The sequence below is a fragment of the Pseudomonas sp. GV071 genome, from assembly GCF_003050835.1.
GTDB lineage: Bacteria > Pseudomonadota > Gammaproteobacteria > Pseudomonadales > Pseudomonadaceae > Aquipseudomonas.
This window is the reverse complement of record NZ_QAOJ01000013.1, coordinates 101,431-126,193: the sequence shown is the minus strand read 5'-3', so window position 1 is coordinate 126,193 and position 24,763 is coordinate 101,431. Positions and strand designations below refer to the sequence as shown.

25 protein-coding genes and 1 other RNA gene are annotated in these 24,763 nt (G+C 60.7%); 6 read left to right on the top strand and 20 right to left on the bottom strand.

The window, feature by feature from the left end:
* Positions 1-12 precede the first annotated feature (12 nt).
* From murG to rsmI, 12 genes are all read right to left on the bottom strand, one after another.
* Positions 13-1,083, bottom strand: coding sequence for an undecaprenyldiphospho-muramoylpentapeptide beta-N-acetylglucosaminyltransferase (murG, locus tag C8K61_RS22380; protein WP_108098514.1), 1,071 nt, complete (start codon positions 1,081-1,083; stop codon positions 13-15).
* Positions 1,073-2,311, bottom strand: coding sequence for a putative lipid II flippase FtsW (gene ftsW / locus C8K61_RS22375; RefSeq protein ID WP_178086496.1), 1,239 nt, complete (start codon positions 2,309-2,311; stop codon positions 1,073-1,075). The genes murG and ftsW overlap by 11 nt, the downstream gene beginning before the upstream one ends.
* An 11-nt stretch (positions 2,312-2,322) precedes the next feature.
* Entirely contained in the window at positions 2,323-3,672 is a 1,350-nt protein-coding gene (murD, locus tag C8K61_RS22370) for a UDP-N-acetylmuramoyl-L-alanine--D-glutamate ligase (protein WP_108098512.1), read from the bottom strand.
* 15 nt (positions 3,673-3,687) lie between these two features.
* Complete coding sequence (gene mraY, locus C8K61_RS22365) at positions 3,688-4,770, bottom strand: phospho-N-acetylmuramoyl-pentapeptide-transferase (RefSeq protein ID WP_108098511.1); 1,083 nt, start codon at positions 4,768-4,770, stop codon at positions 3,688-3,690.
* A complete protein-coding gene (murF, locus tag C8K61_RS22360) occupies positions 4,771-6,138 on the bottom strand; it encodes a UDP-N-acetylmuramoyl-tripeptide--D-alanyl-D-alanine ligase (protein ID WP_108098510.1) in 1,368 nt (455 codons plus the stop codon).
* Positions 6,131-7,594, bottom strand: coding sequence for a UDP-N-acetylmuramoyl-L-alanyl-D-glutamate--2,6-diaminopimelate ligase (locus C8K61_RS22355; protein WP_108098509.1), 1,464 nt, complete (start codon positions 7,592-7,594; stop codon positions 6,131-6,133). The genes murF and C8K61_RS22355 overlap by 8 nt, the downstream gene beginning before the upstream one ends.
* Entirely contained in the window at positions 7,594-9,330 is a 1,737-nt protein-coding gene (locus C8K61_RS22350) for a peptidoglycan D,D-transpeptidase FtsI family protein (RefSeq protein ID WP_371920018.1), read from the bottom strand. The genes C8K61_RS22355 and C8K61_RS22350 overlap by 1 nt, the downstream gene beginning before the upstream one ends.
* Positions 9,327-9,620, bottom strand: a complete 294-nt coding sequence (gene ftsL, locus C8K61_RS22345; protein ID WP_108098507.1) for a cell division protein FtsL — start codon at positions 9,618-9,620, stop codon at positions 9,327-9,329. Before ftsL ends, C8K61_RS22350 begins: the two co-directional genes overlap by 4 nt.
* The gene (gene rsmH / locus C8K61_RS22340; RefSeq protein ID WP_108098506.1) at positions 9,617-10,570 is read right to left on the bottom strand and encodes a 16S rRNA (cytosine(1402)-N(4))-methyltransferase RsmH; all 954 of its coding nucleotides are present in this window, start codon (positions 10,568-10,570) and stop codon (positions 9,617-9,619) included. Before rsmH ends, ftsL begins: the two co-directional genes overlap by 4 nt.
* The gene (mraZ, locus tag C8K61_RS22335; protein ID WP_108098505.1) at positions 10,567-11,022 is read right to left on the bottom strand and encodes a division/cell wall cluster transcriptional repressor MraZ; all 456 of its coding nucleotides are present in this window, start codon (positions 11,020-11,022) and stop codon (positions 10,567-10,569) included. The genes rsmH and mraZ overlap by 4 nt, the downstream gene beginning before the upstream one ends.
* Positions 11,023-11,334: 312 nt before the next feature.
* Positions 11,335-11,691: RNase P RNA component class A (gene rnpB, locus C8K61_RS22330), an RNA gene on the bottom strand.
* 49 nt (positions 11,692-11,740) lie between these two features.
* On the bottom strand, positions 11,741-12,586 hold the full coding sequence (gene rsmI / locus C8K61_RS22325; RefSeq protein WP_178086495.1) for a 16S rRNA (cytidine(1402)-2'-O)-methyltransferase: 846 nt from the start codon (positions 12,584-12,586) through the stop codon (positions 11,741-11,743).
* A 152-nt stretch (positions 12,587-12,738) separates the two neighbouring features.
* On the opposite strand from rsmI, the gene C8K61_RS22320 reads away from it, so the two are divergent.
* From C8K61_RS22320 to C8K61_RS22305, 4 genes are all read left to right on the top strand, one after another.
* The gene (locus tag C8K61_RS22320) at positions 12,739-14,550 is read left to right on the top strand and encodes a penicillin-binding protein activator (RefSeq protein ID WP_108098552.1); all 1,812 of its coding nucleotides are present in this window, start codon (positions 12,739-12,741) and stop codon (positions 14,548-14,550) included.
* Positions 14,551-14,922: a YraN family protein gene (locus tag C8K61_RS22315; RefSeq protein WP_108098504.1), complete on the top strand. Its 372-nt coding sequence runs from the start codon at positions 14,551-14,553 to the stop codon at positions 14,920-14,922. It begins immediately after the preceding gene.
* A 175-nt stretch (positions 14,923-15,097) separates the two neighbouring features.
* The gene (locus tag C8K61_RS22310) at positions 15,098-15,691 is read left to right on the top strand and encodes a phosphoheptose isomerase (protein WP_108098503.1); all 594 of its coding nucleotides are present in this window, start codon (positions 15,098-15,100) and stop codon (positions 15,689-15,691) included.
* A complete protein-coding gene (locus tag C8K61_RS22305; protein ID WP_108098502.1) occupies positions 15,688-16,218 on the top strand; it encodes a BON domain-containing protein in 531 nt (176 codons plus the stop codon). The genes C8K61_RS22310 and C8K61_RS22305 overlap by 4 nt, the downstream gene beginning before the upstream one ends.
* A 65-nt stretch (positions 16,219-16,283) precedes the next feature.
* Here the strand turns inward: C8K61_RS22305 and C8K61_RS22300 are convergent, their stop codons facing one another.
* From C8K61_RS22300 to rplM, 7 genes are all read right to left on the bottom strand, one after another.
* Positions 16,284-16,697, bottom strand: coding sequence for a ClpXP protease specificity-enhancing factor (locus C8K61_RS22300; protein ID WP_108098501.1), 414 nt, complete (start codon positions 16,695-16,697; stop codon positions 16,284-16,286).
* A 17-nt stretch (positions 16,698-16,714) separates the two neighbouring features.
* Positions 16,715-17,332 (bottom strand): glutathione S-transferase N-terminal domain-containing protein, encoded by a 618-nt coding sequence (locus C8K61_RS22295; RefSeq protein ID WP_108098500.1) that lies wholly within the window; start codon positions 17,330-17,332, stop codon positions 16,715-16,717.
* 92 nt (positions 17,333-17,424) lie between these two features.
* The gene (locus tag C8K61_RS22290) at positions 17,425-18,207 is read right to left on the bottom strand and encodes a cytochrome c1 (protein ID WP_108098499.1); all 783 of its coding nucleotides are present in this window, start codon (positions 18,205-18,207) and stop codon (positions 17,425-17,427) included.
* Entirely contained in the window at positions 18,207-19,418 is a 1,212-nt protein-coding gene (locus tag C8K61_RS22285) for a cytochrome bc complex cytochrome b subunit (protein ID WP_108098498.1), read from the bottom strand. The genes C8K61_RS22290 and C8K61_RS22285 overlap by 1 nt, the downstream gene beginning before the upstream one ends.
* Positions 19,418-20,011, bottom strand: coding sequence for a ubiquinol-cytochrome c reductase iron-sulfur subunit (gene petA / locus C8K61_RS22280; protein ID WP_108098497.1), 594 nt, complete (start codon positions 20,009-20,011; stop codon positions 19,418-19,420). The genes C8K61_RS22285 and petA overlap by 1 nt, the downstream gene beginning before the upstream one ends.
* 252 nt (positions 20,012-20,263) lie before the next feature.
* Positions 20,264-20,656: a 30S ribosomal protein S9 gene (rpsI, locus tag C8K61_RS22275; protein ID WP_108098496.1), complete on the bottom strand. Its 393-nt coding sequence runs from the start codon at positions 20,654-20,656 to the stop codon at positions 20,264-20,266.
* Positions 20,657-20,670: 14 nt separating this feature from the next.
* A complete protein-coding gene (gene rplM, locus C8K61_RS22270) occupies positions 20,671-21,099 on the bottom strand; it encodes a 50S ribosomal protein L13 (protein WP_108098495.1) in 429 nt (142 codons plus the stop codon).
* Between the two features lie 236 nt (positions 21,100-21,335).
* Here rplM and C8K61_RS22265 point away from each other — a divergent pair, with 236 nt between their 5' ends.
* Positions 21,336-22,373, top strand: a complete 1,038-nt coding sequence (locus C8K61_RS22265; RefSeq protein WP_108098494.1) for an NADP(H)-dependent aldo-keto reductase — start codon at positions 21,336-21,338, stop codon at positions 22,371-22,373.
* Positions 22,374-22,434: 61 nt separating this feature from the next.
* Here the strand turns inward: C8K61_RS22265 and C8K61_RS22260 are convergent, their stop codons facing one another.
* A complete protein-coding gene (locus tag C8K61_RS22260; protein ID WP_108098493.1) occupies positions 22,435-23,571 on the bottom strand; it encodes an acyl-CoA dehydrogenase family protein in 1,137 nt (378 codons plus the stop codon).
* A gap of 249 nt (positions 23,572-23,820) precedes the next feature.
* On the opposite strand from C8K61_RS22260, the gene C8K61_RS22255 reads away from it, so the two are divergent.
* Positions 23,821-24,726, top strand: a complete 906-nt coding sequence (locus tag C8K61_RS22255; RefSeq protein WP_178086494.1) for a GlxA family transcriptional regulator — start codon at positions 23,821-23,823, stop codon at positions 24,724-24,726.
* The last annotated feature ends 37 nt before the right edge of the window (positions 24,727-24,763 follow it).

Below are 24,763 nucleotides of genomic sequence, written 5' to 3'. Positions count from 1 at the left end.
GCTTTCTGGCTCTCAACCACGGGCCACCTCCAGGCAGATGTCGACTACGGTGCGCGTCGCGTCGGGCTTGGACAGGCGGCGAGCGGTGCTGGCCATGTAAATCAAACGTTCGGGATGCATCAGAACCTCGGTCAGGCGCTCGGCCAGTTCGGCGGCGCCAGTAGTCGCTTGTGGCAGCAGGAAGGCAGCGCCTTCACGAGCCAGATAATCGGCATTGCGGGTCTGGTGATCGTCGATGGCGTGCGGCAACGGCACCAGCATCGACGGCAGACCGGCAGCAGCCAGTTCACTGATGGTCAGCGCGCCTGCGCGGCACACCACCAGGTCGGCCCAGGCATACGCGCCGGCCATGTCTTTGATAAAAGGCGCAACGTGCGCTTGGACACCAGCGGCCTGATAACGGTCCGTGGTGATTTCATCGTGATTCTTGCCCGATTGGTGCACCACTTCCGGACGGATTTCCGCCGCCACTTCACGCAGCGCTTCAGGCAGCAACTTGTTCAACGGTTCAGCCCCCAGGCTGCCACCGAGAATCAGCAAACGCGGACGACGGCCCTTGAGGGTGTCCCGCGGAGTTTCCAGGAACAGCTCTTCGCGCACCGGGTTGCCGGTGGTGCGGCGCTTGGCCGAGGCCTTGAAGGTATTCGGGAAGGCTTCGCACACCCGGGTAGCGAAACGCACCAGGCTGCGGTTGGCGGTGCCGGCCACAGCGTTCTGTTCGTGAATGATCAACGGGACGCCTGCCATCTTCGCCGCCAGGCCACCCGGGCCGGTGACATAACCACCCATGCCGAGCACGCACACCGGCTTGAGTTGGCGCACGATACGACGCGCCTGGAACAGCGAACGCAGCAGACTGAACGGCGCCTTCAACAGATTGACGAAACCTTTGCCACGCAGGCCGGCGACGTTGATCAGGTGCAGTTCGAGACCGGCTTCCGGTACCAACTGGTTTTCGATGCCGCGCGGCGTGCCGAGCCAGTGCACGGTGTAACCGCGTGCCTGGAATTCACGGGCGCAGGCCAGGGCCGGGAATACGTGGCCGCCGGTACCGCCGGCCATGATCAGAACATTAGCGGCCATGGACCACCTCCTTGGACGCTTTGCTGCTTGGCAGGTCTTCGGCGAAATCGCTTTCGACGAAATCGACATCCTCGCTGCCCAGGATCGTGCGGCGCTCCCACTCGATACGCAGGAGCAAGCCCAGGCAGGCGCAGCAGATCACCAGCGAGCTGCCGCCGTAACTGAGGAACGGCAAGGTCAGCCCTTTGGTCGGCAGCAGGCCGACGTTCACGCCGATATTGATCAGGAATTGACCAATCCACAGGAACGCCAGGCCATAGGCGACATAGGCGGCAAAGAATTGCTTGGCTTTCTCGGCCCACAGGCCGATGTACAGCGCGCGCACGCTGACGAACACGAACAGCGCCACGGTGGCCAGCGAACCGAACAAGCCCAACTCTTCGGCCAATACCGAGTAAACGAAGTCGGTGTGCGCTTCCGGCAGGTAGAACTGCTTCTGGATGCTGTTGCCCAGGCCCACGCCCAACCACTGCCCGCGACCGAAAGCGATCAATGCCTGAGTGAGCTGGTAGCCGGAACCGAACTGGTCGGCCCACGGGTCAGTGAAGGTCACCAGACGCGCCATCCGGTAGGGCTGCGCTTGCACCAGCACGAACACCGCAGCAACCGCCAGGGCGACCATCAGCGAGAAGCGGAACAGGCCCACGCCACCGAGGAACAGCATGGCGGCGGCGGCGCCCATCAGCACCACGGTGGCACCGAAGTCCGGCTCCATCAGCAGCAGACCGGCCATGGGCAGCAGGACGATGAAGGGTTTGAAAAAGCCCATCCAGCTTTCGCGCACTTCTTCCTGACGGCGTACCAGGTAGCCGGCCAGGTAAATCACGGCGAACACCTTGGCGATTTCCGAAGGCTGTACGTTGAAGGCGCCGAAGCCGATCCAGCGCATCGAACCGTTCACTTCGCGGCCAATGCCCGGCACCAATACCAGCACCAGCAAACCGAAGGCCGCCACCAGCAAGGTGCCGCCCATGCGCTGCCAGGTGGACAGTGGAATCACCAGCATCAGGCCGGTGGCGCACAGGCCGATGGCCATATAAATAAGGTGGCGGATCATGTGGTAGAACGGGTTGCCGGTCTGCACCGCGGCCACTTCCGAGGACGCCGAGGTGATCATCACCAGGCCCAGGCCGAGCAGCGCCAGGCACCCCGCCAGCATCGGGAAGTCGAGGTCGATGCCACGCCGACTGAACAGGGGCGACGGGTACGGGCGCAGAACGCTGAGCAGACGGGCGAGCATCAGTTCAGCCCCCCTACCGCGTGGGCGAACAGACGCCCGCGCTCTTCGAAATTCTTGAACATGTCCAGGCTGGCGCAGGCCGGCGACAGCAACACGGCATCGCCGCTTTGTGCCAGTTCGGCGGCCTTGATCACCGACTCGTCCAACGTCTGCACGCGAATCAGCGGCACGCCGGTGTCGGCCAATACCTCGGCCAGCAGCGGCGCATCGCGGCCGAGCAGAATCACCGCGCGGCAGTGAGCGGCAACCGGCGCGCGCAGGGCCGAGAAGTCGGCTCCCTTGCCGTCGCCGCCCGCCACCAGCAGCAGCTTGCCTTCGATATCCGCACCCAGGCCTTCGATGGCGGCCAGAGCAGCGCCGACGTTGGTGGCTTTGGAGTCGTCGTAATAGCTCACGCCGTTACGCTCACGCAGCCACTGGCAACGGTGCGCCAGGCCGGTGAAGTTGCGCAGCGCTTGCAGCATCGGTTCAAACGGCAGGCCCACCGCATGGCCGAGGGCCAAGGCAGCCAGGGCATTGGCCTGGTTATGGGCGCCGCGCACTTTCAGTTCACGGGCCGGCATCAGCGTGTCGAACTGGAAGGCCAGGTATTTTTCGCCCTGCTCTTCCAGCAGGCCGAAGCCTTTGAAGTCGGGCTTGTTCAGGCCGAAGGTCCAGCACGGCGTGCTGTCGCCAATCAGCGGACGCGACAGGCCGTCCTGACGATTCACCACCACCTGCCGCGCGCCACGGAAGACCCGGTGCTTGGCCAGGTGATACGCCGGCAGGCCGCTGTAGCGGTCCATGTGGTCTTCGCTGATGTTCAGCACGGTAGCCACTTCGGCGTTCAACTGGTCGGTGGTTTCCAGTTGGAAACTCGACAGTTCGATCACGTACAGCTCAACGTCGTCGTTGAGCAGATCCAGCGCCGGGGTACCGAGATTGCCGCCAACGGCCACACGTTTGCCGGCCGCCTCCGCCATCTCGCCCACCAGGGTGGTGACGGTGCTTTTCGCGTTGGAACCGGTGATGGCCACGATCGGCGCCTTGGCGTGGCGGGCAAACAATTCGATGTCGCCGAGCAGCTTCACCCCACGCGCGGCAGCGGCCTGCAGCGCGGGAGTGGCCAGGGCCAGGCCAGGACTCACGTAGAGCTCGTCGGCGCGGCAGAGGAACTCCACGTCCAGTTCGCCACAACGCACTTCCACCTGCGGGTACTGGGCGCGAATGGCGGCCAGCTCCGGCGGGTTCTCGCGCGTGTCGGCCACAGCAAAACGGATGCCCTGGCGCGCGAGGAAGCGCACCAGGGACATGCCGCTCTTGCCGAGGCCGACAACGATGCGGAAGTGGTCAGAAGCGATCAGGCTCATTGGGTTCCTTGGTCCTTAACGCAGTTTCAGAGTGGCGAGGCCGATCAACACCAGAATCACGGTGATGATCCAGAAGCGCACGATCACGCGCGGCTCGGGCCAGCCTTTCAGTTCAAAGTGGTGATGGATCGGCGCCATGCGGAACACGCGCTTGCCAGTGAGCTTGAACGAAGCTACCTGGATCACCACGGACAGGGTTTCCATCACGAACACACCGCCCATGATGAACAGCACGATTTCCTGGCGGACGATCACCGCGATGGTGCCCAGTGCAGCGCCCAGCGCCAGCGCGCCGACGTCACCCATGAATACTTGTGCCGGGTAGGTGTTAAACCAGAGGAACCCCAGGCCCGCGCCGACCAGCGCCGAACAGAACACGATCAGCTCACCGGCGCCTGGCACGTAGGGAATCAACAGGTAGTCAGCGAATTTGATGTTGCCCGACAGGTAGCAAAAGATGCCCAGCGCGCCGCCGACCATCACCGTCGGCATGATCGCCAGGCCGTCGAGGCCGTCAGTCAGGTTCACCGCGTTGCTCGAGCCGACGATGACGAAGTAGGTCAGCACCACGAAGCCGACGCCCAGGGCGATGCTGGCGTCTTTAAACACGGGGATGATCAGGGTGGTTTCAACCGCGCTTGGCGCCGTCACGAACAGGAAGACGGCAGCGCCCAGACCAAACACCGACTGCCAGAAATACTTCCAGCGGCTCGGCAAGCCTTTCGAATTCTTTTCGATCACCTTGCGGTAGTCATCGACCCAGCCGATGCCGCCAAACAGCAGGGTGACCAGCAACACCACCCACACGTAGCGGTTGGCGAGATCGGCCCAGAGCAAGGTGCTGATGGCGATGGCGGACAGAATCAGCGCGCCACCCATGGTCGGCGTGCCGGATTTGCTCAGGTGCGATTGCGGACCATCGTTGCGCACGGACTGGCCGATCTGGCGGATCTGCAGGGTACGAATCATCCAGGGGCCCAGCCACAGCGACAGCGACAAGGCGGTCAACACACCGAGAATCCCACGCAGGGTCAGGTATTGAAAGACCGCGAAGCCCTTGTAGAACTGTTGCAGATACTCGGCCAACAGCAGCAGCATTTAATGACTCCCCTGGGTGCCGCACAAAGCCGCGACGACGTTTTCCATCGCCGCGCTGCGCGAGCCTTTAATTAGAATGGTGGTGGTGCCGGGCTCGGCACTGACGGCCGCGATCAGGCTGGCCTGATCGGCAAAGTGCTGGCCCTGGGCGCCGAACGCGGCGACTGCGTGTGCCATGTTCGGGCCGACGGCGTAAAGAGCATCGACTTTTCCGGCGGCGTAGGCGCCGACATCGCGGTGGCCTTGTTCGGCCCACTCGCCCAGCTCGCCTATGTCACCGAGGACCAGAACGGTCCGGCCTTCGAAGGCGGCGAGTATATCAATGGCGGCGCACATCGAAGTCGGGTTGGCGTTGTAGGTATCGTCGATGACCCGCGCGCCATTGGTCGCCAACTGCGCTACGGCGCGGCCTTTGACCGGTTGTACGTTTTCCAGGCCGGCTTTGATACTGACCAACGGCACACCCAGGGCCGAGGCCGCCGCCGCTGACGCCAAAGCATTGGCGACGTTGTGATTACCCAGCAGGTTCAGTTGCACACGGGCCGACCCCTGCTCGCTATTCAGGGTGAACGATGGGCAGCCACGGGCATCGCGGCCGAGGTCGGTGGCATAGAAATCGGCGTCGCTGTTGCTCAGGGCAAAGTTCAGCACCTTGCGATTGCCAGCGCGGGTCTTCCAGATGCCAAAGGCCTTGTCATCCAGGTTGAGTACGGCGGTGCCGTTGGCACTCAGACCGTCGATAATTTCGCCTTTGGCCTCGACGATTTTGTCCGCGCCGCCGAACTCGCCAATATGGGCGGTGCCGGCATTGTTCAGTATCGCCACCTGGGGTTTGGCCAGGCTGACGGTGTAGGCGATCTCGCCAACGCGGTTGGCGCCCAGCTCGATCACGGCGCCTTGGTGGTCCGCGCCCAACTCAAGCAGAGTCAGCGGCACACCAAGGTCATTGTTCAGGTTGCCACGGGTGGCCAGTACCGGACCGGTGCTGGCGGCACGCAGGATGCTGGCGAGCATTTCCTTGACCGTGGTCTTGCCGCTGGAGCCGGTAATGGCGGCCAGCGGGCCGGTGTAGGCCCGACGATTCAGCGCCGCCAGTTGGCCGAGCGCTTGGCGAGTATCGGCCACCACCAGCTGCGGAATACTCACACCCACGGTTTCACGCTCAACCAAGGCGGCAACCGCGCCTTTCTGCGTGACTTCCTGCAGGTAGCTGTGGCCGTCGAAGCGTGGACCGGTCAGTGCGATGAACAGTTGACCGGGCTGGATCGCGCGGCTGTCAGTGCTCACGGCGCTGAAGGTGGCATCGGCACCGACCAGGCAGCCGTTGAGGGCGTTGACCACTTCGCTCAGGCGCAAGGCTTTAAACATGGGACGCCTCCCACGCGTTCAGGGCGTTGGTGGCTTGGTGCAGGTCGGAGAACGGTTGACGTTCGCCATTGATTTCCTGGTAGTCCTCATGGCCTTTGCCGGCCAGCACGATGACGTCCGCCGCATTGGCAGAGGCGATCAATTGCGCGATAGCTTGACCGCGACCAAACACGAACTGCGCTTTTTCCGGCGCCTTCAGGCCAACACGGATATCGGCAAAGATCTGCTCCGGCGATTCAGTACGCGGGTTGTCGTCGGTGACCATCACGCCGTCAGCCAGACGTTCAACCACCTCGGCCATCAGCGGACGCTTACCACGATCACGGTCACCGCCACAGCCGAACAGGCACAGCAGTTTGCCGGTGGCATGTGGGCGCAAGGCAGTAAGAACTTTTTCCAGTGCATCCGGGGTGTGGGCGTAGTCGACCACCACCAGCGGTTTGGCACCGCCACCCAGACGTTGCATACGGCCAGCCGGGCCTTCCAGCTGCGGCAGCACTTTGAGAATTTCGTCCAGCGGGTAGTCGAGGCCGAGCAAGGCACCGACCACGCCGAGCAGGTTGCTCAGGTTGAAGCGGCCGAGCAACGAGCTGCGCAGGCTACCCTCGCCTTTCGGGGTGACCAGCTTGGCGCGCACGCCATGGTCGTCGAACACCGCTTCGCTGCAATACAGGTAGGCGTTGCGGTCTTCGAGGCTGTAAGTGATCAGGCGCGACTCATGGTGTTCGGCGGCCAGCTGGCGGCCGAACTCATCGTCCAGATTCAGCACCCGGCAACGCAGACTCGGCCAGCGGAACAGCTTGGCCTTGGCTTCGCCGTAGGCCTGCATGGAGCCGTGGTAGTCGAGGTGATCGCGCGACAGGTTGGTGAAAACCGCCACATCGAAGGCCAGAGCAGCAACGCGGCCTTGGTCCAGACCGTGGGAAGACACTTCCATGGCCACCGCGCGAGCGCCGGCTTGTTTGAGATTGGCCAACACTGCTTGCACGCCGATCGGGTCAGGCGTGGTATGGCGGCCCTGTTCCAGCTCATTGTGGAAACCGGTGCCAAGGGTGCCGACGATGCCGCAGCGCTCGCCAAAATGGTCGAGGGCCTGAGCGATCAACTGGCTGATGCTGGTTTTGCCATTGGTGCCGGTAACGCCGACCAGATGCAGGCCACGGCTCGGCTCTCCATAGAAGCGGCCGGCAATCGCCGACAGTTGGCCCGCCAGGTTTTTCAGCGGCACCAGCTCAGCGCCTTGCGCGTCGATGTTCTGCGCGCCTTCGGCTTCGTAAGCGACAGCGGCAGCCCCACGGGCAATCGCATCGGCAATGTGCACACGGCCGTCCTGCTGACCGCCAGGCACGGCGAGGAACAGGTCGCCCGGACGCACTTTACGGCTGTCCAGGGTCAGCTCACGGATCAGTACCGAGCTTTCGGCTTGTGGCAGCAGTTGGTTCAGTGGCATTGGCATTAGCGCGCTAACTCCCGTGGAATAGAGAGCGCCACGGCAGGCGCAACGTCAGCCGGGGTCAGGTTGTCGGGGGCAATGTTCATCAGGCGCAAGGCGCCGGCCATGACTTTGCCGAATACCGGTGCCGAAATCAGGCCGCCGAAGTAGGCGCCGGTGCTTGGCTCGTCTACGACCACGACCATGGCGATACGCGGGTTGCTGATCGGCGCGAAACCGGCGAACAGCGAGCGGTAGGCATTGGCGGTGTAGCCCTTGGTGCCCACGGTGGCTTTACGGGCAGTACCCGATTTGCCACCCACGTGGTACGCCGGCACCTTGGCGCGGAATACTCCGGTAGGCGCTTCAACGACTTGCTGCAACATGCCTTGGATGGTTTTCGCGGTGGCTTCCGGAATCACCTGCACGCCATCCTGGGTGCGGCCATCGGCGCGGGTCATGGTCATCGGAATGCTGCGGCCGTTGTTGGCCAGCACGGCATAGGCGTGGGCCAACTGAATAGCGGTCACCGACAAGCCGTAGCCGTAGGCCAGGGTCGCGGTCTCGGCTTTCGGCCAGATACGGTGGTTCGGCAGGTTGCCGACGCGCTCGCCGGGGAAACCCAAGCCAGTGTCCTGACCCAGACCGACCTGCTGCATGACGTTGTAAATCGGCTCGGCGCCGATATCGAAAGCGATCTTGCTGATACCGACGTTACTCGACTTGATCAGGATGCCGGTCAGGTCCAGCACGCCTTCATTCTTGGAAACGTCGCGGATGGTGTATTTGCCGATCTGCAGGGTGCCGGGGTACACGTCGACGGTGTCGGTCGGTTTCCAGCGCCCGCTTTCCAGCGCGGCACTCATGGAGAACGGTTTCACCGTGGAGCCTGGTTCAAACACGTCGATCATGGCGCGGTTGCGCATCATCGCCGGTTGCAGGTTGCGACGATTGTTGGGGTTGTAAGTGGGCTGGTTGACCATCGCCAGCACTTCGCCGGTCTTCACATCGAGCATCACCAGGCTGGCTCCCTTGGCGCCGAACTCGGTAACCACGTTGCGCAGTTCGCGGTGCGCCAGGTATTGCAGACGCAGGTCGATGGACAGCGCCAAAGCTTTGCCGGCCTTGGCGTTGCGGGTCACTTGCACGTCTTTGATCAGACGGCCGCGGCGGTCTTTCAACACTTCGCGCTTGCCCGGAACACCGGACAGCCACTGGTCAAACGCCAATTCCACGCCCTCACGGCCGTGGTCATCGATATCGGTGAAGCCGACCACATGCGCGGTCACTTCGCCGGCCGGGTAGAAACGACGAAACTCCTCGATGGAGTAGACGCCTGGCACTTTGAGGTCGAGCACTGATTGGCCCTGTTCCGGGGTCAGCCCCCGCACCAGGTACATAAATTCGCGCCCGGCATTCTCCTCCAACCTGGCGGCGAAAGCCTTGGGTTCCTGCCCGAGCGCAGCGGCCAGCGCCGGCCAGCGATCTTTGCCGGCTTGCAGCTCTTTACCGTTGGCCCACAAGGTAGTGACCGGAGTACTGACGGCCAGTGGCTCGCCATTACGGTCGGTGATCAGGCCACGGTGCGCGGGGATCGGCACATGGCGCACACTGCGGGCATCGCCCTGGCCTTGCAGGAAGGCGTGGTCGAGCACTTGCAAGTCGATGATGCGCCAGCAGATCGCCGCGACCATCACGCCGAGCAGACCGAGCACCACGCGGAAGCGCCATGGATAGAGTGCGCCTTCGAGCTTCATCATGGCGCCACCATCCGCACTTCGGCAGGTTCGGGGATGCGCATTTTCAGCTGTTCGCTGGCTAGGGTTTCGATGCGGCTGTGGGCAGTCCAGGTGCTTTGCTCAAGAATCAGGCGGCCCCACTCGGCCTGCGCTTTGTCGCGCACGCTGAGTTCGCCGTAGAGGGCATTGAGCAACTGACGGTTCCAGTGCGCGCTGTAGGACACGGCAATGGCTGAGACTAAAACGGCGACGAACAGAATCAGCAGCAAGGTGCTGCCGGCCGGCAACGGCTTGGCGAATGCCCGGCTCAACGCAATTTCTCCGCCACACGCATAACAGCACTGCGCGAGCGCGGGTTGGCCGATTGCTCAGCATCTGAGGGAAACTGCGCCTTGCCGATGGTCTTGATCAGCGGTTCAAAGCGCTCGACCCGCACGGGCAGGTTGCGCGGCAGTTTGTCCGCCTCGCCCTTTTCCAGGCGACGCATAAACAGTTTGACGATGCGGTCTTCCAGGGAATGGAAGCTGATCACCACCAGGCGGCCACCGATTTCGAGAGCGTCCATGGCGGCTTGCAGGCCACGCTCGAGGTCGGCCAGCTCGTTGTTCACGTGAATGCGCAAACCCTGAAACGCGCGAGTAGCCGGGTTCTTGCCCTTTTCCCAGGCAGGGTTGGCGACTTTTAATACTTCAGCCAGGTCGGCGGTGCGTTCGAACGGAGTGATTTCGCGGCGCTGTACGACGGCACGGGCCATACGCTTGGCGAAACGCTCTTCGCCGTATTCTTTAAAGACGCGGGCAATCTCTTCTTCTGGCGCGGTGGCGATGAACTGCGCGGCGCTGACGCCACGGCTTGGGTCCATGCGCATATCCAGCGGGCCGTCATTCATAAAGCTAAAGCCGCGTGCGGCGTCGTCCAGCTGCGGCGACGAAACGCCGAGGTCCAGCAGAATGCCGGACACCTTCCCGCTGTCGCCGCGCTCGGCCACCGCTTCGCCGAGCTCGGCAAAACTGCGCTGCACAACGACAAAGCGGCCGTCTTCGGCCGCCAGCGCTTCTCCGGTCGCAATCGCCAGAGGGTCTTTGTCGAAACCGAGGAGCCGCCCGTCTGGGCCCAACTGTTGAAGAATCAGCCGGCTATGCCCGCCACGGCCGAACGTGCCATCCAGATAGCAGCCATCCGGACGCACGGCGAGAGCCTCTACGGCTTCGTCGAGCAATACGGTGATATGGCGAAAGCCACTGCTATTGGTAGTTGTCACAGGATCAGATCACGCAGTTCGTCCGGCAGACCGCCCGGCTGTTTAATGGCTGCAAGGTCCGCATCAGCAAGCGCGTTCCAAGCGTTTTCGTCCCACAGTTGAAATTTGTTCAGTTGCCCGACCAGCATCGCGTGCTTGTCGAGCTTGGCGTACTCGCGCAAGCGCGGCGGCACCAGGAAGCGACCTGCGCTATCCAGCTCGATATCCACCGCGTTACCGATCAGCAAACGCTGCAGGCGACGGGTTTCCTCACGCAGGGACGGCAGCTCGCGGAGCTTGCTTTCAATGATTTCCCACTCAGGCAGCGGGTAGACACAGAGGCAGGGGTCAATGGCATCAATCGTGACGATAAGTTGGCCAGCCGAACGCGACACGATCTCGTCCCGATACCGACTTGGCATCGCGAGGCGCCCTTTGGCGTCGAGACTGATTGCGTTAGCTCCACGAAACACGACTGCGCTTCCCCTTTTTTTCTAGCTATCCATGCCTAAAAAACCCACTTCGTACCACTTTGTACCACTCCGGCACACTATAGGAACGCAGCCACCCCACCGTCAAGGCGCGCTCATAGGGAAAATTCCTTATATGACGGTGATTTAGCGCAGCTTTTGCAGGTCAGGCAGGGGGTTTTAGCGAGGTTTTGACGGATGCAGCCAAGCGAGTTCAAGGGGCTGCGCCACGAACTTAAAGTAAAGTCTTAAGAGTAAGATTTTTTCGGTCTTAGAAATGCAGCGACAGGAGGTAACTCGAACAGCGGGAAGGAGGTGGAGAGTCGATCTGTAAGCCGGGTTCTGTCGAGGACAGTCATTCCTCTACGATGGCCATCACTGGACACCTTTAGCAACCTACCCGGTTCCGACGCGGGCCACGCCATGGAACCCTATTTGGTCTTGCTCCGAGTGGGGTTTGCCTAGCCACGAACTGTTACCAGACGTGCGGTGCGCTCTTACCGCACCTTTTCACCCTTACCGGCGCCGAAGCGCTTAGGCGGTTATTTTCTGTGGCACTTTCCGTAGGCTCGCGCCTCCCAGGCGTTACCTGGCACTCCGCCCTATGGAGCCCGGACTTTCCTCCCCCCCATCTTGCGAACAAAATGAGGCAGCGACTGTCCAATCGACTCTCCGCCGCCTAGGGTAGCGGCAGCCTCCCCATAGAACAAGCCAAAATCCTTCATTGCCGCTCCAGGGCCACCTGATAGAGCAGATTCTTGCGTACCCCAGTGATCTCCGCTGCCACAGCCGCCGCACGTTTGAGCGGCATTTCCTTTAATAGCAGGTCGAGCACGCGCAGGGTTTCGGCGCTCACCGCTTCGTCACCTTCCGGCGCCTGCCAACCGGCGACCAACACCACGCATTCGCCGCGCTGCTGATTGCTGTCGCTGGCCACCCAGGCACGCAGTTCGGATAACGGCAGGCCGTTGAGGGTCTCGAAGGTTTTGGTCAACTCACGGGCCAGCAACGCCACGCGCTCGCCACCGAACACCAGTTCCATGTCTTCCAGGCATTCGAGAATGCGGTGTGGTGCCTCATAGAAGATCAGGGTGCGCGGCTCCTCTTTTACGGCTTCCAGCCGTGCGCGACGCCCTACGGCCTTGGCCGGCAAAAACCCTTCGAAGATAAACCGGTCCGAGGGCAACCCGGCCGCCGACAACGCCGCTATCAAGGCACAAGGGCCCGGCACTGGGACCACCTTGATACCGGCAGCTCGGACCTGGCGCACCAGGTGGTAGCCCGGATCGGAAATCAGCGGCGTACCCGCGTCAGAAATCAGCGCCACGTCATCCCCAGCCTGCAAGCGCGAGAGAAAGCGGCTGCCTTCGTCACGCTCGTTGTGTTCGTGACAGGCTGCCAGCGGCGTGGGAATGCCGAAGTGCTGCATCAGACGCATGGAGTGGCGGGTATCTTCGGCAGCAATCAGCGCTACATCGCGCAGCACCTTGAGGGCACGGGCGCTGATATCGTCGAGATTACCAATGGGTGTGGCCACCACATAAAGGGTACCGGCGGCGGAATTCAAAACACCCTGAGTGGTCACAACGCACACCTCATGAATCACAGAAAGCGCGCATTGTAGCCCGATTCACGCCATCAACATCGCGCCTGCGCTGCCCCTTGGGTACAATCCGCCCTCTTCGATCAAGTACCAGGAACGTCTACATGATCATCCGCCTGACCGCCGGCCTGCGCCCGCTCCTCGCTATCAGCCTCGCCGCTCTCTTGGCCGCTTGCTCAAGCTCGCCGTCCTCCACCCTTGGCGAATTGCCACGCACCCCACAAGCCAGCATCGAACAGTTGCTGCAACAAGCCGCCGAGGCTAAGCCGGAACAAGCCGCCTCGCTGCGTCTGGCGGCAGCCGATCAGGCGTATCAACAGAAGGACCTGGGGCGCGCCGCGCAAATTCTTGAGCAGGTGCCTGTCGCCACTCTCAAGCCAGCCCAACAAGTCTTCGCCGGTACCCTGAGCGCCGAACTGGCCCTGGCCCGCAACAAACCGAAAAGCGCCCTGCAGGCCCTCGACCAACCAGGCATGCAGCGCCTGGCCGAGCTGCCAGTCGATCAGCAAGTGCGCACCCAACTGGTACGCGCCCAAGCGCTGGAAGCCGACGGGCAGACCCTCGCTGCCGCACGTGAGCGCGTGTTTATCGCGCCGCTGCTGAGTGGCGAAGCCGCCGCCAGCAACCACGAAAGCATCTGGGCCCTGGTCTCGTCGCTGCCGGCAGAGCAACTGCAAGGTGGCGGTGACGCTGACCTGGCCGGCTGGCTGCAACTGGCCAGCGCGGTGAAGAGCGCCGGCACCCTGCAACAGCAGCAAGCCGCCATCGACGCCTGGCGCCAACAGAACCCGCAGCACCCAGCCGCCGAACAACTGCCGGCGCCACTGACCAAACTCAAAGAACTGGCCAGCCAACCACTGACTAAAATCGCACTGCTGCTGCCACAGGACGGCCAACTGGCTTCCGTCGCTCGCGCCCTGCGTGACGGCTTTATGGCTGCGCACTTCCAGGCGCAGCAGGCAGGACAGAACCCGCCGAGCATCGAAGTGTTCGACAGCTCGCGCCTGGCCTCGATGGATGACTTCTACCGCCAGGCCCAGGCCGCTGGTATTCAACTGGTGGTCGGTCCGCTGGAAAAAAACCTGGTCAAACAGCTGAGTGATCGTGAGCAACTGCCGATCACCACCCTGGCCCTGAACTACAGCGACGCCGGCCGCGAAGGCCCACCCCAACTGTTTCAATTCGGCCTGGCCGCTGAGGACGAAGCCCGCGAAGTGTCGCGCCGCGCCTGGGATGACGGCATGCGCCGCGCCGTGGCACTGGTACCGCGCGGCGAATGGGGCGACCGCGTGCTGGACGCCTTCCGCCAAAGCTGGCAAGCCAAAGGCGGCAGCCTGATCGCCGCCGAGCATGTTGATCAGCCGGTAGAGCTGGCTCAGCAAATTGCCGACCTGTTCCAACTGCGCCAGAGCGAAGCCCGTGCCAAACGCCTGCAAAGCGTGCTCGGCACTCAGCTCGCCGCACAACCAGCGCGCCGTCAGGACATCGACTTCATCTTCCTCGCAGCCACCCCCCAACAAGCGCAACAGATCAAACCGACCCTGGCCTTCCAGTACGCCGGCGACGTGCCGGTGTATGCCACCTCGCACCTGTTCACCGGCGGCAGCAATCCAGCTCAATACCAGGACCTGGATGGCATTCGCTTCTGCGAAACGCCATGGCTGCTGGATGCCAACGACCCGCTTCGCCAGCAAGTTGCCGGCCAGTGGCCGCAAGCCGCTGGCAGTCTCGGCCGCCTGTATGCGATGGGTGTGGATGCCTACCGCCTGGCGCCGCGTCTGACCGAACTCAAAGCCCTGCCAGAAAGCCGCGTCGACGGCCTGTCCGGCAGCCTCAGCCTGACCGCCAGCCAGCGCGTCGAGCGCCAGCTGCCATGGGCCGAGTTCCGCGACGGCGCCGTGCAGCGCCTGCCCGACAGCAGCCACTGATTGACCGCCGCCAGCACCCAACACCTCGGCCATGACGGTGAAGCAGAGGCCTTCGAGCACCTGCGCCGCCATGGTCTGAAGCTGATTACGAAGAACTGGAGCTGCAAGCGCGGCGAGCTCGATCTGGTCATGCTGGACGGCGATACAGTAGTATTCGTCGAAGTTCGCGCCCGCCGGCATTCTGCCTGGGGCGGCGCCGTAGAAAGTGTTGATGGCCGCAAGCAGCAAAAGCTGATCCTAGCCGCCACCAGCTTTCTGCAACAGGAGTCACGCTGGGCCAAACATCCGTGCCGTTTCGATGTCGTAGCCATCAATACCGGAACCGAACAAGCGGGCCGACTGAACTGGATTCGCAACGCCTTTGAAGCCTGATTAACCACAATCGATTGCCGGCAGTACGCTGTGCGGCAGCAACCCAGTGCAAGACCGAACCCGGTCTCGGCACAGCCCAGCACGCTGCGGCGCCGAGCGATTTTTACCTGTAACAGGCAGGCACCAGAATCACCCTGGGCCACCTGATCAGCAGCCACACTGAAGGTCATCTCCGATGGACATGCAATCCCGTATCCGCCAGCTGTTTCAAGCCAGTATCGAAACCAAACAGCAAGCCATGGAAGTGCTTATTCCCTACATCGAGCACGGCAGTCTGGCCATGGTTCAGGCCCTGCTCAATGAAGGCAAGATTCTCACCTGTGGCAACGGCGGGTCAGCCGGCGACGCGCAGCACTTCTCATCAGAGCTGCTCAACCGCTTCGAGCGCGAACGCCCAAGCCTGCCGGCTATCGCCCTGACCACCGACAGCTCGACCATTACCTCGATCGCCAACGACTACAGCTACAACGAGGTGTTCTCCAAGCAGATTCGCGCCCTCGGCCAACCGGGCGACGTGCTGCTGGCGATCTCCACCAGCGGCAACTCCGCCAACGTCATCCAGGCCATCCAGGCCGCCCACGACCGCGAAATGGTGGTAGTCGCCCTCACTGGTCGCGACGGCGGCGGCATGGCCTCGCTGCTGCTGCCCGAAGACGTCGAAATCCGTGTTCCTTCGAAAGTTACCGCACGCATTCAGGAAGTCCACTTGCTGGCCATCCACTGCCTCTGCGACCTGATTGATAGCCAACTGTTTGGGAGTGAAGAATGACCCGTTCGCCATTAATCCTTGCCGCTCTTGCCGTCACCCTGGTGCTTTCCGGGTGCGGCAGCCGTTCGTTCGGCAACAAGATCGATGACCAATTCATCCCCTCGAATGTCGAGCAGAAAATCAACCAGGCCAGCCCCGACCTGGCCAACGGCTCGCACATCGTTGTCACCAGCTACAACGGTATCGTTCTGCTCGCCGGGCAAACCCCGCGCGCCGAACTGAAAGCCTCCGCCGAACAGGCGGCGCGGTCGGTTCAGGGTGTGCGCAAGGTGTACAACGAACTGCAAGTGATCGCCCCCTCCTCGGCCCTGGCGCGCAGCAACGATGCGCTGCTGACCACCAAGATCAAAACCGAGATGCTGGCTGACAACAGCGTATCCAGCTCGAACATCAAAGTGATCACCGAGAACGGCATCGTCTACATGCTCGGCGTCGTCAGCCGCCAGCAGGCGCAACTGGCCTCCAACCTGGTGCAGGGTGTGTCGGGCGTGCAGAAGATCGTCAAACTGTTCGAATACGTGGACTGACCTGAACGACAGGCAATAAAAAAGGCGATCCAGAGATCGCCTTTTTTATTGCCGCAAACAACGTCTTACTTGACCACTTTCAGGCTGGGCCGACCACTTGGCCGCGGCGGCTCGCCACCGGACGGACCATCACCATCCGGATCGTCTTCCGGCTCTTCGTCTGCCACTGGCGACTCCAAGTCGAAGACCATGCCCTGGCCATTTTCCCGTGCGTAAATCGCCAAAACGGCCGACGCCGGGATGAACAGTGTGTGAGCAACCCCACCAAAACGTCCCTCGAAGCTCACTGCGTCGTTATCCATGTGCAGGTGACGCACTGCACTGGGCGACACGTTGAGGACGATCTGGCCGTCATTTGCAAAGCCCTGTGGTACTTGCACGTTCGGGTATTCCGCATTCACCAGCAGGTGGGGCGTGCAATCGTTGTCAACGATCCACTCGTATAAGGCGCGGATCAGATACGGACGACTGGAGTTCATCGAAAGCTCCTTCAGCTTCAGCGCATATCGCGCTCAACACCCGACAAGCTGACCTGGAAGGCCTCGCGGGCAAACTGGCGCTCCATGTAATCGAGCAACGGTTTGGCCGGCTTGGGCAGCTCAATGCCAAGAATCGGCAAGCGCCACAAGATCGGCAACAGGCAACAATCTACCAAACTCAACTCGTCACTGAGGAAATAAGCCTTGTCGGCGAACAATGGCGACACGCCGGTCAGGCTCTCACGCAACTCCTTGCGCGCTTGAACACGCGCCGGCTCTTTGCTGCGCGTATCAAGAATCAGGTCCACCAGACCACACCAGTCGCGCTGGATGCGATGCATCAGCAGACGGCTATTGGCACGTGCTACCGGGTAAACCGGCAATAACGGTGGATGGGGATAGCGCTCGTCAAGATATTCCATCACCACGGTCGATTCATACAACGCCAGGTCACGGTCCACCAACGTCGGCAAGCTGGCGTAAGGATTGACCTCAACCAGTTTGGGCGGCGTGCGCCCGGGTTCCACGTTGATGATTTCCGCGCTTACACCTTTCTCGGCGAGCACGATACGTACGCGATGGGAATAGTGATCGGCGGGGTCGGAGTAGCAGGCCAACCGGTTGGTCACGCCCATGGCGATCCTCCTCGCTTGTTAAAGTTATCTGAAGCACAAAAACGTGCGCGCCCAATAGGGCGCGCAAGTCGACAGCGGAGAATACCAGTTACTTAGTGCACATCCTTCCAGTATTCACGTTTCAGCAGATACGCGAACACGAAGAAGAAGGCCAAGTACAGCAACACGTAGGTGCCGATGCGCTCGCTTTTCAGTTTCACTGGGTTGGCGGAGTAAGCCAGGAAGGTCACCAGGTTTTTGACCTTCTCGTCGAACTCGGCCTCATTCAGCTTGCCGGTTTTCGGCACGATGGTGAGCTGATCACAGGCTTCGTGGGTCAGCGGAGTACCGGTGAGCGGGTCGTACTGCTTCTTGCCCTCTTCAACCACTTGTACTTGCTTGCAACCTACAACCTGACGACCTTGCAGACCGACCAGAACGTTAGGCATGCCCACGTTCGGGAAGACCTTGTTGTTCACACCCCATGGGCGTGTCGGGTCTTCATAAAAGGCGTGCAGGTAGCTGTACAGCCAGTCGTTGCCACGTACACGGGCAACCAGGGTCAGATCGGGCGGAGCCGCACCGAACCACTTCTTGGCGTCAACAGGCGACATGCTGTTTTTCATCAGATCGCCAATCTTGGCGCCGGTGAAAACCAGGTTGCTCAGCATCAGCTCGTGCGGGATACCGAGGTCATCGGCAACGCGCTCGTAACGCTGGAACTTGGCGCTGTGGCAGCCCATGCAGTAGTTGGCGAAGGTACGTGCGCCGTCTTGCATGGCAGCTTTGTCGGTGAGGTCGATATCGACCGACTCCAACTCAGGACCATGACCACTGTTGGCGAACGCGATGGCCGGCAGAACAGCGAAAACTAGTGCAGCAAATAGCTTTTTCATCAGCCAGTCACCCTTTCCGGAACCGGTTTGGTCTTCTCAAGCTTGGTGTAGAACGGCATGAGGATGAAGTATGCGAAGTACAGCGTGGTGCAGATACGCGCCAGCAGCGTGCGCTCGTCGGTAGGCGGCAGAACGCCCAGCACGCCGAGGATGATGAAGGACACGCAGAAGGCCACCAGCCAGATTTTGCTCATCCAGCCCTTGTAGAGCATGGATTTGACCGGGCTACGGTCAAGCCACGGCAGCACGAACAGCACGGCAATAGCAGCACCCATGGCGATTACGCCGAGCAACTTATCCGGAACAGCGCGGAGAATTGCGTAGAACGGGGTGAAGTACCAGACCGGGGCAATGTGCTCTGGGGTCTTGAACGAGTTCGCTACTTCGAAGTTCGGCTTCTCGAGGAAATAACCACCCATTTCCGGGAAGAAGAAGATGATCGAGCAGAAGATGAAGAGGAACACCACCACACCGACGATATCTTTAACGGTGTAGTACGGGTGGAAAGCAATGCCGTCCAACGGAACGCCGTTTTCGTCTTTGAACTTCTTGATATCCACGCCTTGCGGGTTGTTCGAACCCACTTCGTGCAGTGCCAGGATGTGCAGAACCACCAGGCCCAGGATCACGATTGGCAGTGCGATAACGTGCAGTGCGAAGAAGCGGTTCAGGGTGATACCGGAGATCAGATAGTCACCACGAATCCACTGGGTCAGGTCGTCGCCGATCACCGGAATGGCACCGAACAGCGAGATGATCACCTGGGCGCCCCAGTAGGACATCTGGCCCCACGGCAGCAGGTAACCCATGAAGGCTTCAGCCATCAGGGCCAGGTAGATCAGCATGCCGAAGACCCACACCAGCTCACGCGGCTTCTGGTACGAACCGTAGAGCAAGCCACGGAACATGTGCAGATAGACCACAATGAAGAACGCCGAAGCGCCGGTGGAGTGCATCAGACGAATGATCCAGCCGTATTCCACATCACGCATGATGTATTCAACAGAGGCGAAAGCCTCTTCGGCGGACGGGGTGTAGCTCATGGTCAGCCAGACACCGGTCAGAATCTGGTTAACCAGAACCAGCAGGGCCAGGGAGCCAAAGAAGTAGAAGAAGTTGAAGTTCTTCGGTGCGTAATACTTGCTGAGATGGTCTTCCCACATTTTAGTGGCGGGAAAGCGCGCATCTACCCACTCCATGAATTTGCTCATCAGGCTTTCTCCTGGTCCACACCGATGACAATGACGGACTCGGACTCGTAAGAGTGAGGCGGCACTGGCAGATTCAACGGAGCTGGTTGCGATTTATACACACGACCGGCGAGGTCGTAACGCGAACCGTGGCAAGGGCAGAAATAGCCACCGACCCATTCAGCGCCGAGGTCGGCCGGAGCCACTTCGGGACGGAAGGATGGCGAGCAACCCAAGTGGGTGCAAATACCGACCAACACCAGGATTTCTGGCTTGATCGAGCGCACCGTCGGATCGACGTAGGTGGGCTGTACGGAAGCTTTCGACTCCGGGTCAGACATCCGATCGTGGATCTTGGTCAGGTTGCCCAGAATTTCTTCTGTACGGCGAACGATGAACACCGGCTGACCGCGCCATTCAGCAATCATCTGCTGACCTGGCTCGACCTTGCTGACATTCACCTTCACCGCAGCACCAGCGGCCTTGGCCTTGGCACTCGGGAACCATGACCCCACGAACGGGACCGCAGCACCCACCGCTCCTGCAGCACCAACCACCGAAGTGGCTGCTACAAGGAAGCGACGCCGGCCTGCATTCACGCCGTCATTGCTCATTCAGTCGTCTCCCATCAGCTTTGTGGCCTGTTATTCAGGCATCTACTAAGTAAAATTCAAGCCGCGCAAAAAATTTGCCAAATGGTAAAGAAAAGCCCCATTTCTGACAAGGCAATTACTGGATACAAAATGGCTGAAAGCCTTGCCGGACGCGGCATTTGCGCGTGCGGCAAGTTGTCGCAAGTAAAACTTTCGCCCATAAAAAACGCCCAGCTCCTTTGGGAGACTGGGCGCTTTTGAACGAAGTGCGAATTAACGCTTCGAGTACTGCGGACGCTTACGCGCTTTACGCAGACCGACTTTCTTACGTTCAACTTCACGAGCGTCACGAGTGACGTAACCAGCTTTGCGCAGAGCAGGACGCAGAGCTTCATCATAGTCCATCAGAGCACGAGTGATGCCGTGACGGATTGCGCCAGCTTGACCGCTGACACCACCACCCAGAACGGTGACGTAGATGTCGAACTTCTCGACAGTCTCAGTCAGCTCCAGCGGCTGGCGAACTACCATGCGGGCAGTTTCGCGACCGAAGAAGTTTTCCAGGGTGCGGTTGTTGATGGAGATCTTGCCAGTACCTGCACGCAGGAAAACGCGAGCGGTTGCAGTCTTGCGACGGCCAGTGCCGTAATTTTGAGTCGCCGACATAATGAACTATTCCGTTAAATCTTCAGTTCTTGGGGCTGCTGAGCAGTGTGTGGGTGAACAGCACCCTTGTACACTTTCAGCTTACGGTACATGTCGCGACCCAGCGGGTTCTTCGGCAGCATGCCTTTAACCGCGGTCTCGATCACACGCTCAGGCGCCTTGGCGATCAGCTTTTCGAAGTTGATCGACTTGATGCCACCCGGGAAGCCGGAGTGAGAGTAGTACATTTTGTCGGTGGTCTTAGCGCCGGTTACACGTACTTGCTCAGCGTTGATGACGACGATGTAGTCACCGGTGTCAACGTGAGGAGTGTACTCAGCTTTGTGCTTGCCACGCAGACGGCTAGCGATTTCTGTGGCCAGACGACCCAGAGTCTGACCTGCAGCGTCGACGACGAACCAGTCGCGCTGAACAGTTTCCGGTTTAGCAGTAAAAGTTTTCATTCTTTAATAGCCTCAGGGGCCGCCCTGAAAATAAGACGGCGGATCTTACTGAATAGTGCGCGCTTTGACAAGCAAAGGCAGCCAGAGACGGACGCTATCGGGGGCTCGGGTCATCACGTCCGTACGGCGAGTTCAAGCAGGCTTGGCATCCCCTGCTGAAAACAGCTGCGGAATTATGCCGATTGCAGGAAAAATATCAACCTGATTTGATGGCACTTTTGCACGAGGAGAAATTCATGCAGTTTCGTAAGCTCGGCCGCACCGATCTCGACGTCAGCGCAATCTGCCTGGGCACCATGACCTGGGGCGAGCAAAACACGCAGGAACAGGCCTTCGAGCAAATCGATATGGCCCGTGCCGCCGGGGTCAATTTTATCGACACCGCCGAAATGTACCCGGTGCCGCCGCGCGCCGAGACCTACAGCCGTACCGAACAGATCATCGGCAATTACTTCAAGGCGCGCGGCAATCGCAGCGACTGGATTCTCGCCAGCAAGATCGCCGGCCCCGGCAACGGTATCGACTATATCCGCGACGGCCAACTGAAGCACAACCGTGCGCATATCGTCGCTGCCGTGGACGCCAGCCTGAAACGCCTGCAAACCGACTACATTGACCTTTATCAGCTGCATTGGCCGGAACGCAGCACCAATTTTTTCGGCCAGCTCGGCTACCAGCATAAAGAGCAGGACTTCACCCCGATCAGCGAAATCCTCGAAGCGCTGGACGAGCAAGTGAAGGCCGGCAAGATCCGTCACATCGGTCTGTCCAACGAAACACCGTGGGGCACCATGAAGTTTCTGCAGCTGTCCGAACAACTAGGCCTGCCCCGCCCCGCGTCGATCCAGAACCCCTACAACCTGCTCAACCGCACCTTCGAAGTGGGTCTGGCGGAAGTGGCGATGCGCGAGCAATGCGGCCTGCTGGCCTATTCGCCGATGGCCTTCGGCATGCTCTCGGGCAAATACGAAGGCGGCGCTCGCCCAGCCAATGCACGCATCAGCCTGTTCAGCCGCTTTACTCGTTACACCAACCCACAAGCCGAAGCGGCCTGCTCGCGGTATGTCGCACTGGCCCGTGAGAACGGTCTGGACCCGGCGCAAATGGCGCTGGCGTTTGTCACCGCCCGCCCCTTTGTCACCAGCAACATTATCGGCGCCACCAGCAACGAACAACTGCAAAGCAACCTCGCCAGTGCAGAGCTGAAGCTGAGCGTCGAGTTGCTTGAACAGATTGACGCCATTCATAAAACTCAGCCAAACCCGGCGCCGTAACAGTCGCTGAAAACCAAAAAGCCCGGCCAATGAGCCGGGCTTTTTTATCTCAGCAACGCTCTCACAGCGCCCGCGAAATGATCTCTTTCATGATCTCGTTGGTACCGGCATAAATCCGCTGCACCCGCGCATCGGCCCAAGCGCGCGCCACCGGGTACTCCCACATGTAGCCGTAGCCACCGTGCAACTGCACGCACTCATCGAGCACTTTGCACTGGAGGTCGGTCGTCCAGTATTTGCACATGGCGGCGGTCGGCACATCCAATTTGCCTTGCAGATGCTGCTCCAGGCAGCGATCGACAAACACCCGACCGACCTGCACTTCAGTGGCAATTTCCGCCAGCTTGAAACGGGTGTTCTGGAATTCGCTGATGGCTTTGCCAAAGGCTTTGCGCTCGCGGGTGTAATCCAGGGTCCACTGCAGCGCCGCTTCGGCGTTGGCTAGCGCGCCAAGGGCAACGGTCAGGCGCTCTTGCGGAAGCTCCTGCATCAGATAGGCGAAGCCCATGCCCGCCTGACCCAGCAGGTTTTCCTTGGGAACGCGCACATCCTGGAAGAACAGCTCGGAGGTGTCCTGCGCCTTCATGCCGACTTTCTCCAGACGCTTGCCCTTGGCAAAGCCCGGTGTACCCGCTTCCACCAGGAACAAGCTGGTGCCCTTGGCGCCCGCTTTCGGATCGGTCTTGGCGACCACAATCACCAAGTCGGCGAGGAAGCCGTTGGTGATAAAGGTCTTGGAGCCGTTGATCACATATTCATCGCCATCCAGCACCGCAGTGGTCTTCACGCCCTGCAGGTCGGAGCCAGCGCCCGGCTCGGTCATGGCGATGGCGCTGACCATCTCGCCCGAAACCAGCTTGGGCAGGTACTTGTGTTTCAGCTCCTCGGAGCCGTAATGCAGGATGTACGGCGCGACGATGTCCGAGTGCAGCGAGAAGCCGATGCCGCTCAAGCCCAAGCGGCTGATCTCTTCGATCACCACCGTGCTGTACAGAAAGTCGGCCGCCATGCCGCCATATTCCTCCGGCAAGTGCGAACAGAGCATGCCGGCCTCGCCCGCCTTGTTCCACAGCGCCCGATCGATGTGCCCGTCCTTTTCCCACTGGTGGTGGTAAGGCACTGCTTCCTGCTCGAGGAACTTGCGCACGCTGTCACGAAACAGCTCGTGATCGGAGCTGAACAGGGTTCTTGGAATCATTGTTTTACCCACTGGATACGTCTAACGCCGGGATTGGCAAGGCCCCGACTGTAGGACAGTCAAACGTTTCGACACACTGGACACATGCGACAAAAAATAAGACGATCCAGCCAGTCACTGACCACTATCCCCTAATAAGAACAAGTACCCATGCCGACTGCTCAGCCCAGCGCACTCAAGCGCGTCGCCATTCTGGCCATCGAAGGTGTGTTCGCCTCCACCCTCATGCAAGCCAAGGATTTCTTCCACATGGCCAGCCTGCGTTATGGCCGGCAACTGGGCCTGGGCCTGACACCCGCCTTCGACATCCACCTGGTCAGCCCCGACGGCCTGCCACCACGCAGCTTCAGCGACGTGGTGCTGCCCGTGAGCGGTGGCCTGGAGCCGGCCGACATCATCATCCTGCCCGCCTACTGGGGCGACTTCGATGTCATGTGCCAGCGGTATCCGCAGATACTTACTTGGCTGCGCAAGCAGCACGCCGCCGGCAGCGTGATCTGCGGTGAAGCCATGGGAGTGTTCTTCATCGCCCAGGCCGGCTTGCTGGATGGCAAGGAAGCCACCACCTATTGGCGCTTTTTCCGCGAGTTCAGCGAACGCTTCCCCAAGGTATTACTGAATCAGGAGAAGCACCTGGCGGACGCCGACAACCTCTACAGCGCCGGCGGCACCACCTCGGCATGCGACTTGTACCTGTACCTGATCGAACGCTTCTGCGGCGCCAGCGTGGCACAGGCCGTGGCCCGCGACATCCTTTATGAGGTGCAGCGCAACTACACGCCGGGGCGCATCGGCTTTGGCGGGCAGAAGCTGCACCAGGACGTGACCATCCTGCAGATTCAACAATGGCTCGAAGAAAACTTCGCGGAGAAATTCCGCTTTGAAGACGTTGCCCGCCAACACGGCATGAGCATTCGCAACTTTATGCGGCGTTTTCAAACGGCCACTGGCGATAAACCGCTGCACTACCTGCAACGGTTACGGATCGAAACAGCCAAAGGCCTGCTCAGCGCCACGCGCAAAAGCATCAAGACCATCAGCTACGAAGTGGGCTACGACGATGCCAGCTTCTTCGCCCGATTGTTCCGTCAGCACACAGAACTGTCGCCCAACCAGTACCGACGCCAGTTTCAGCAAAAGGACAGCCATTCCTAGGATGGGGGTTGGTCGCCCTGCCCTGCGACCTATGATC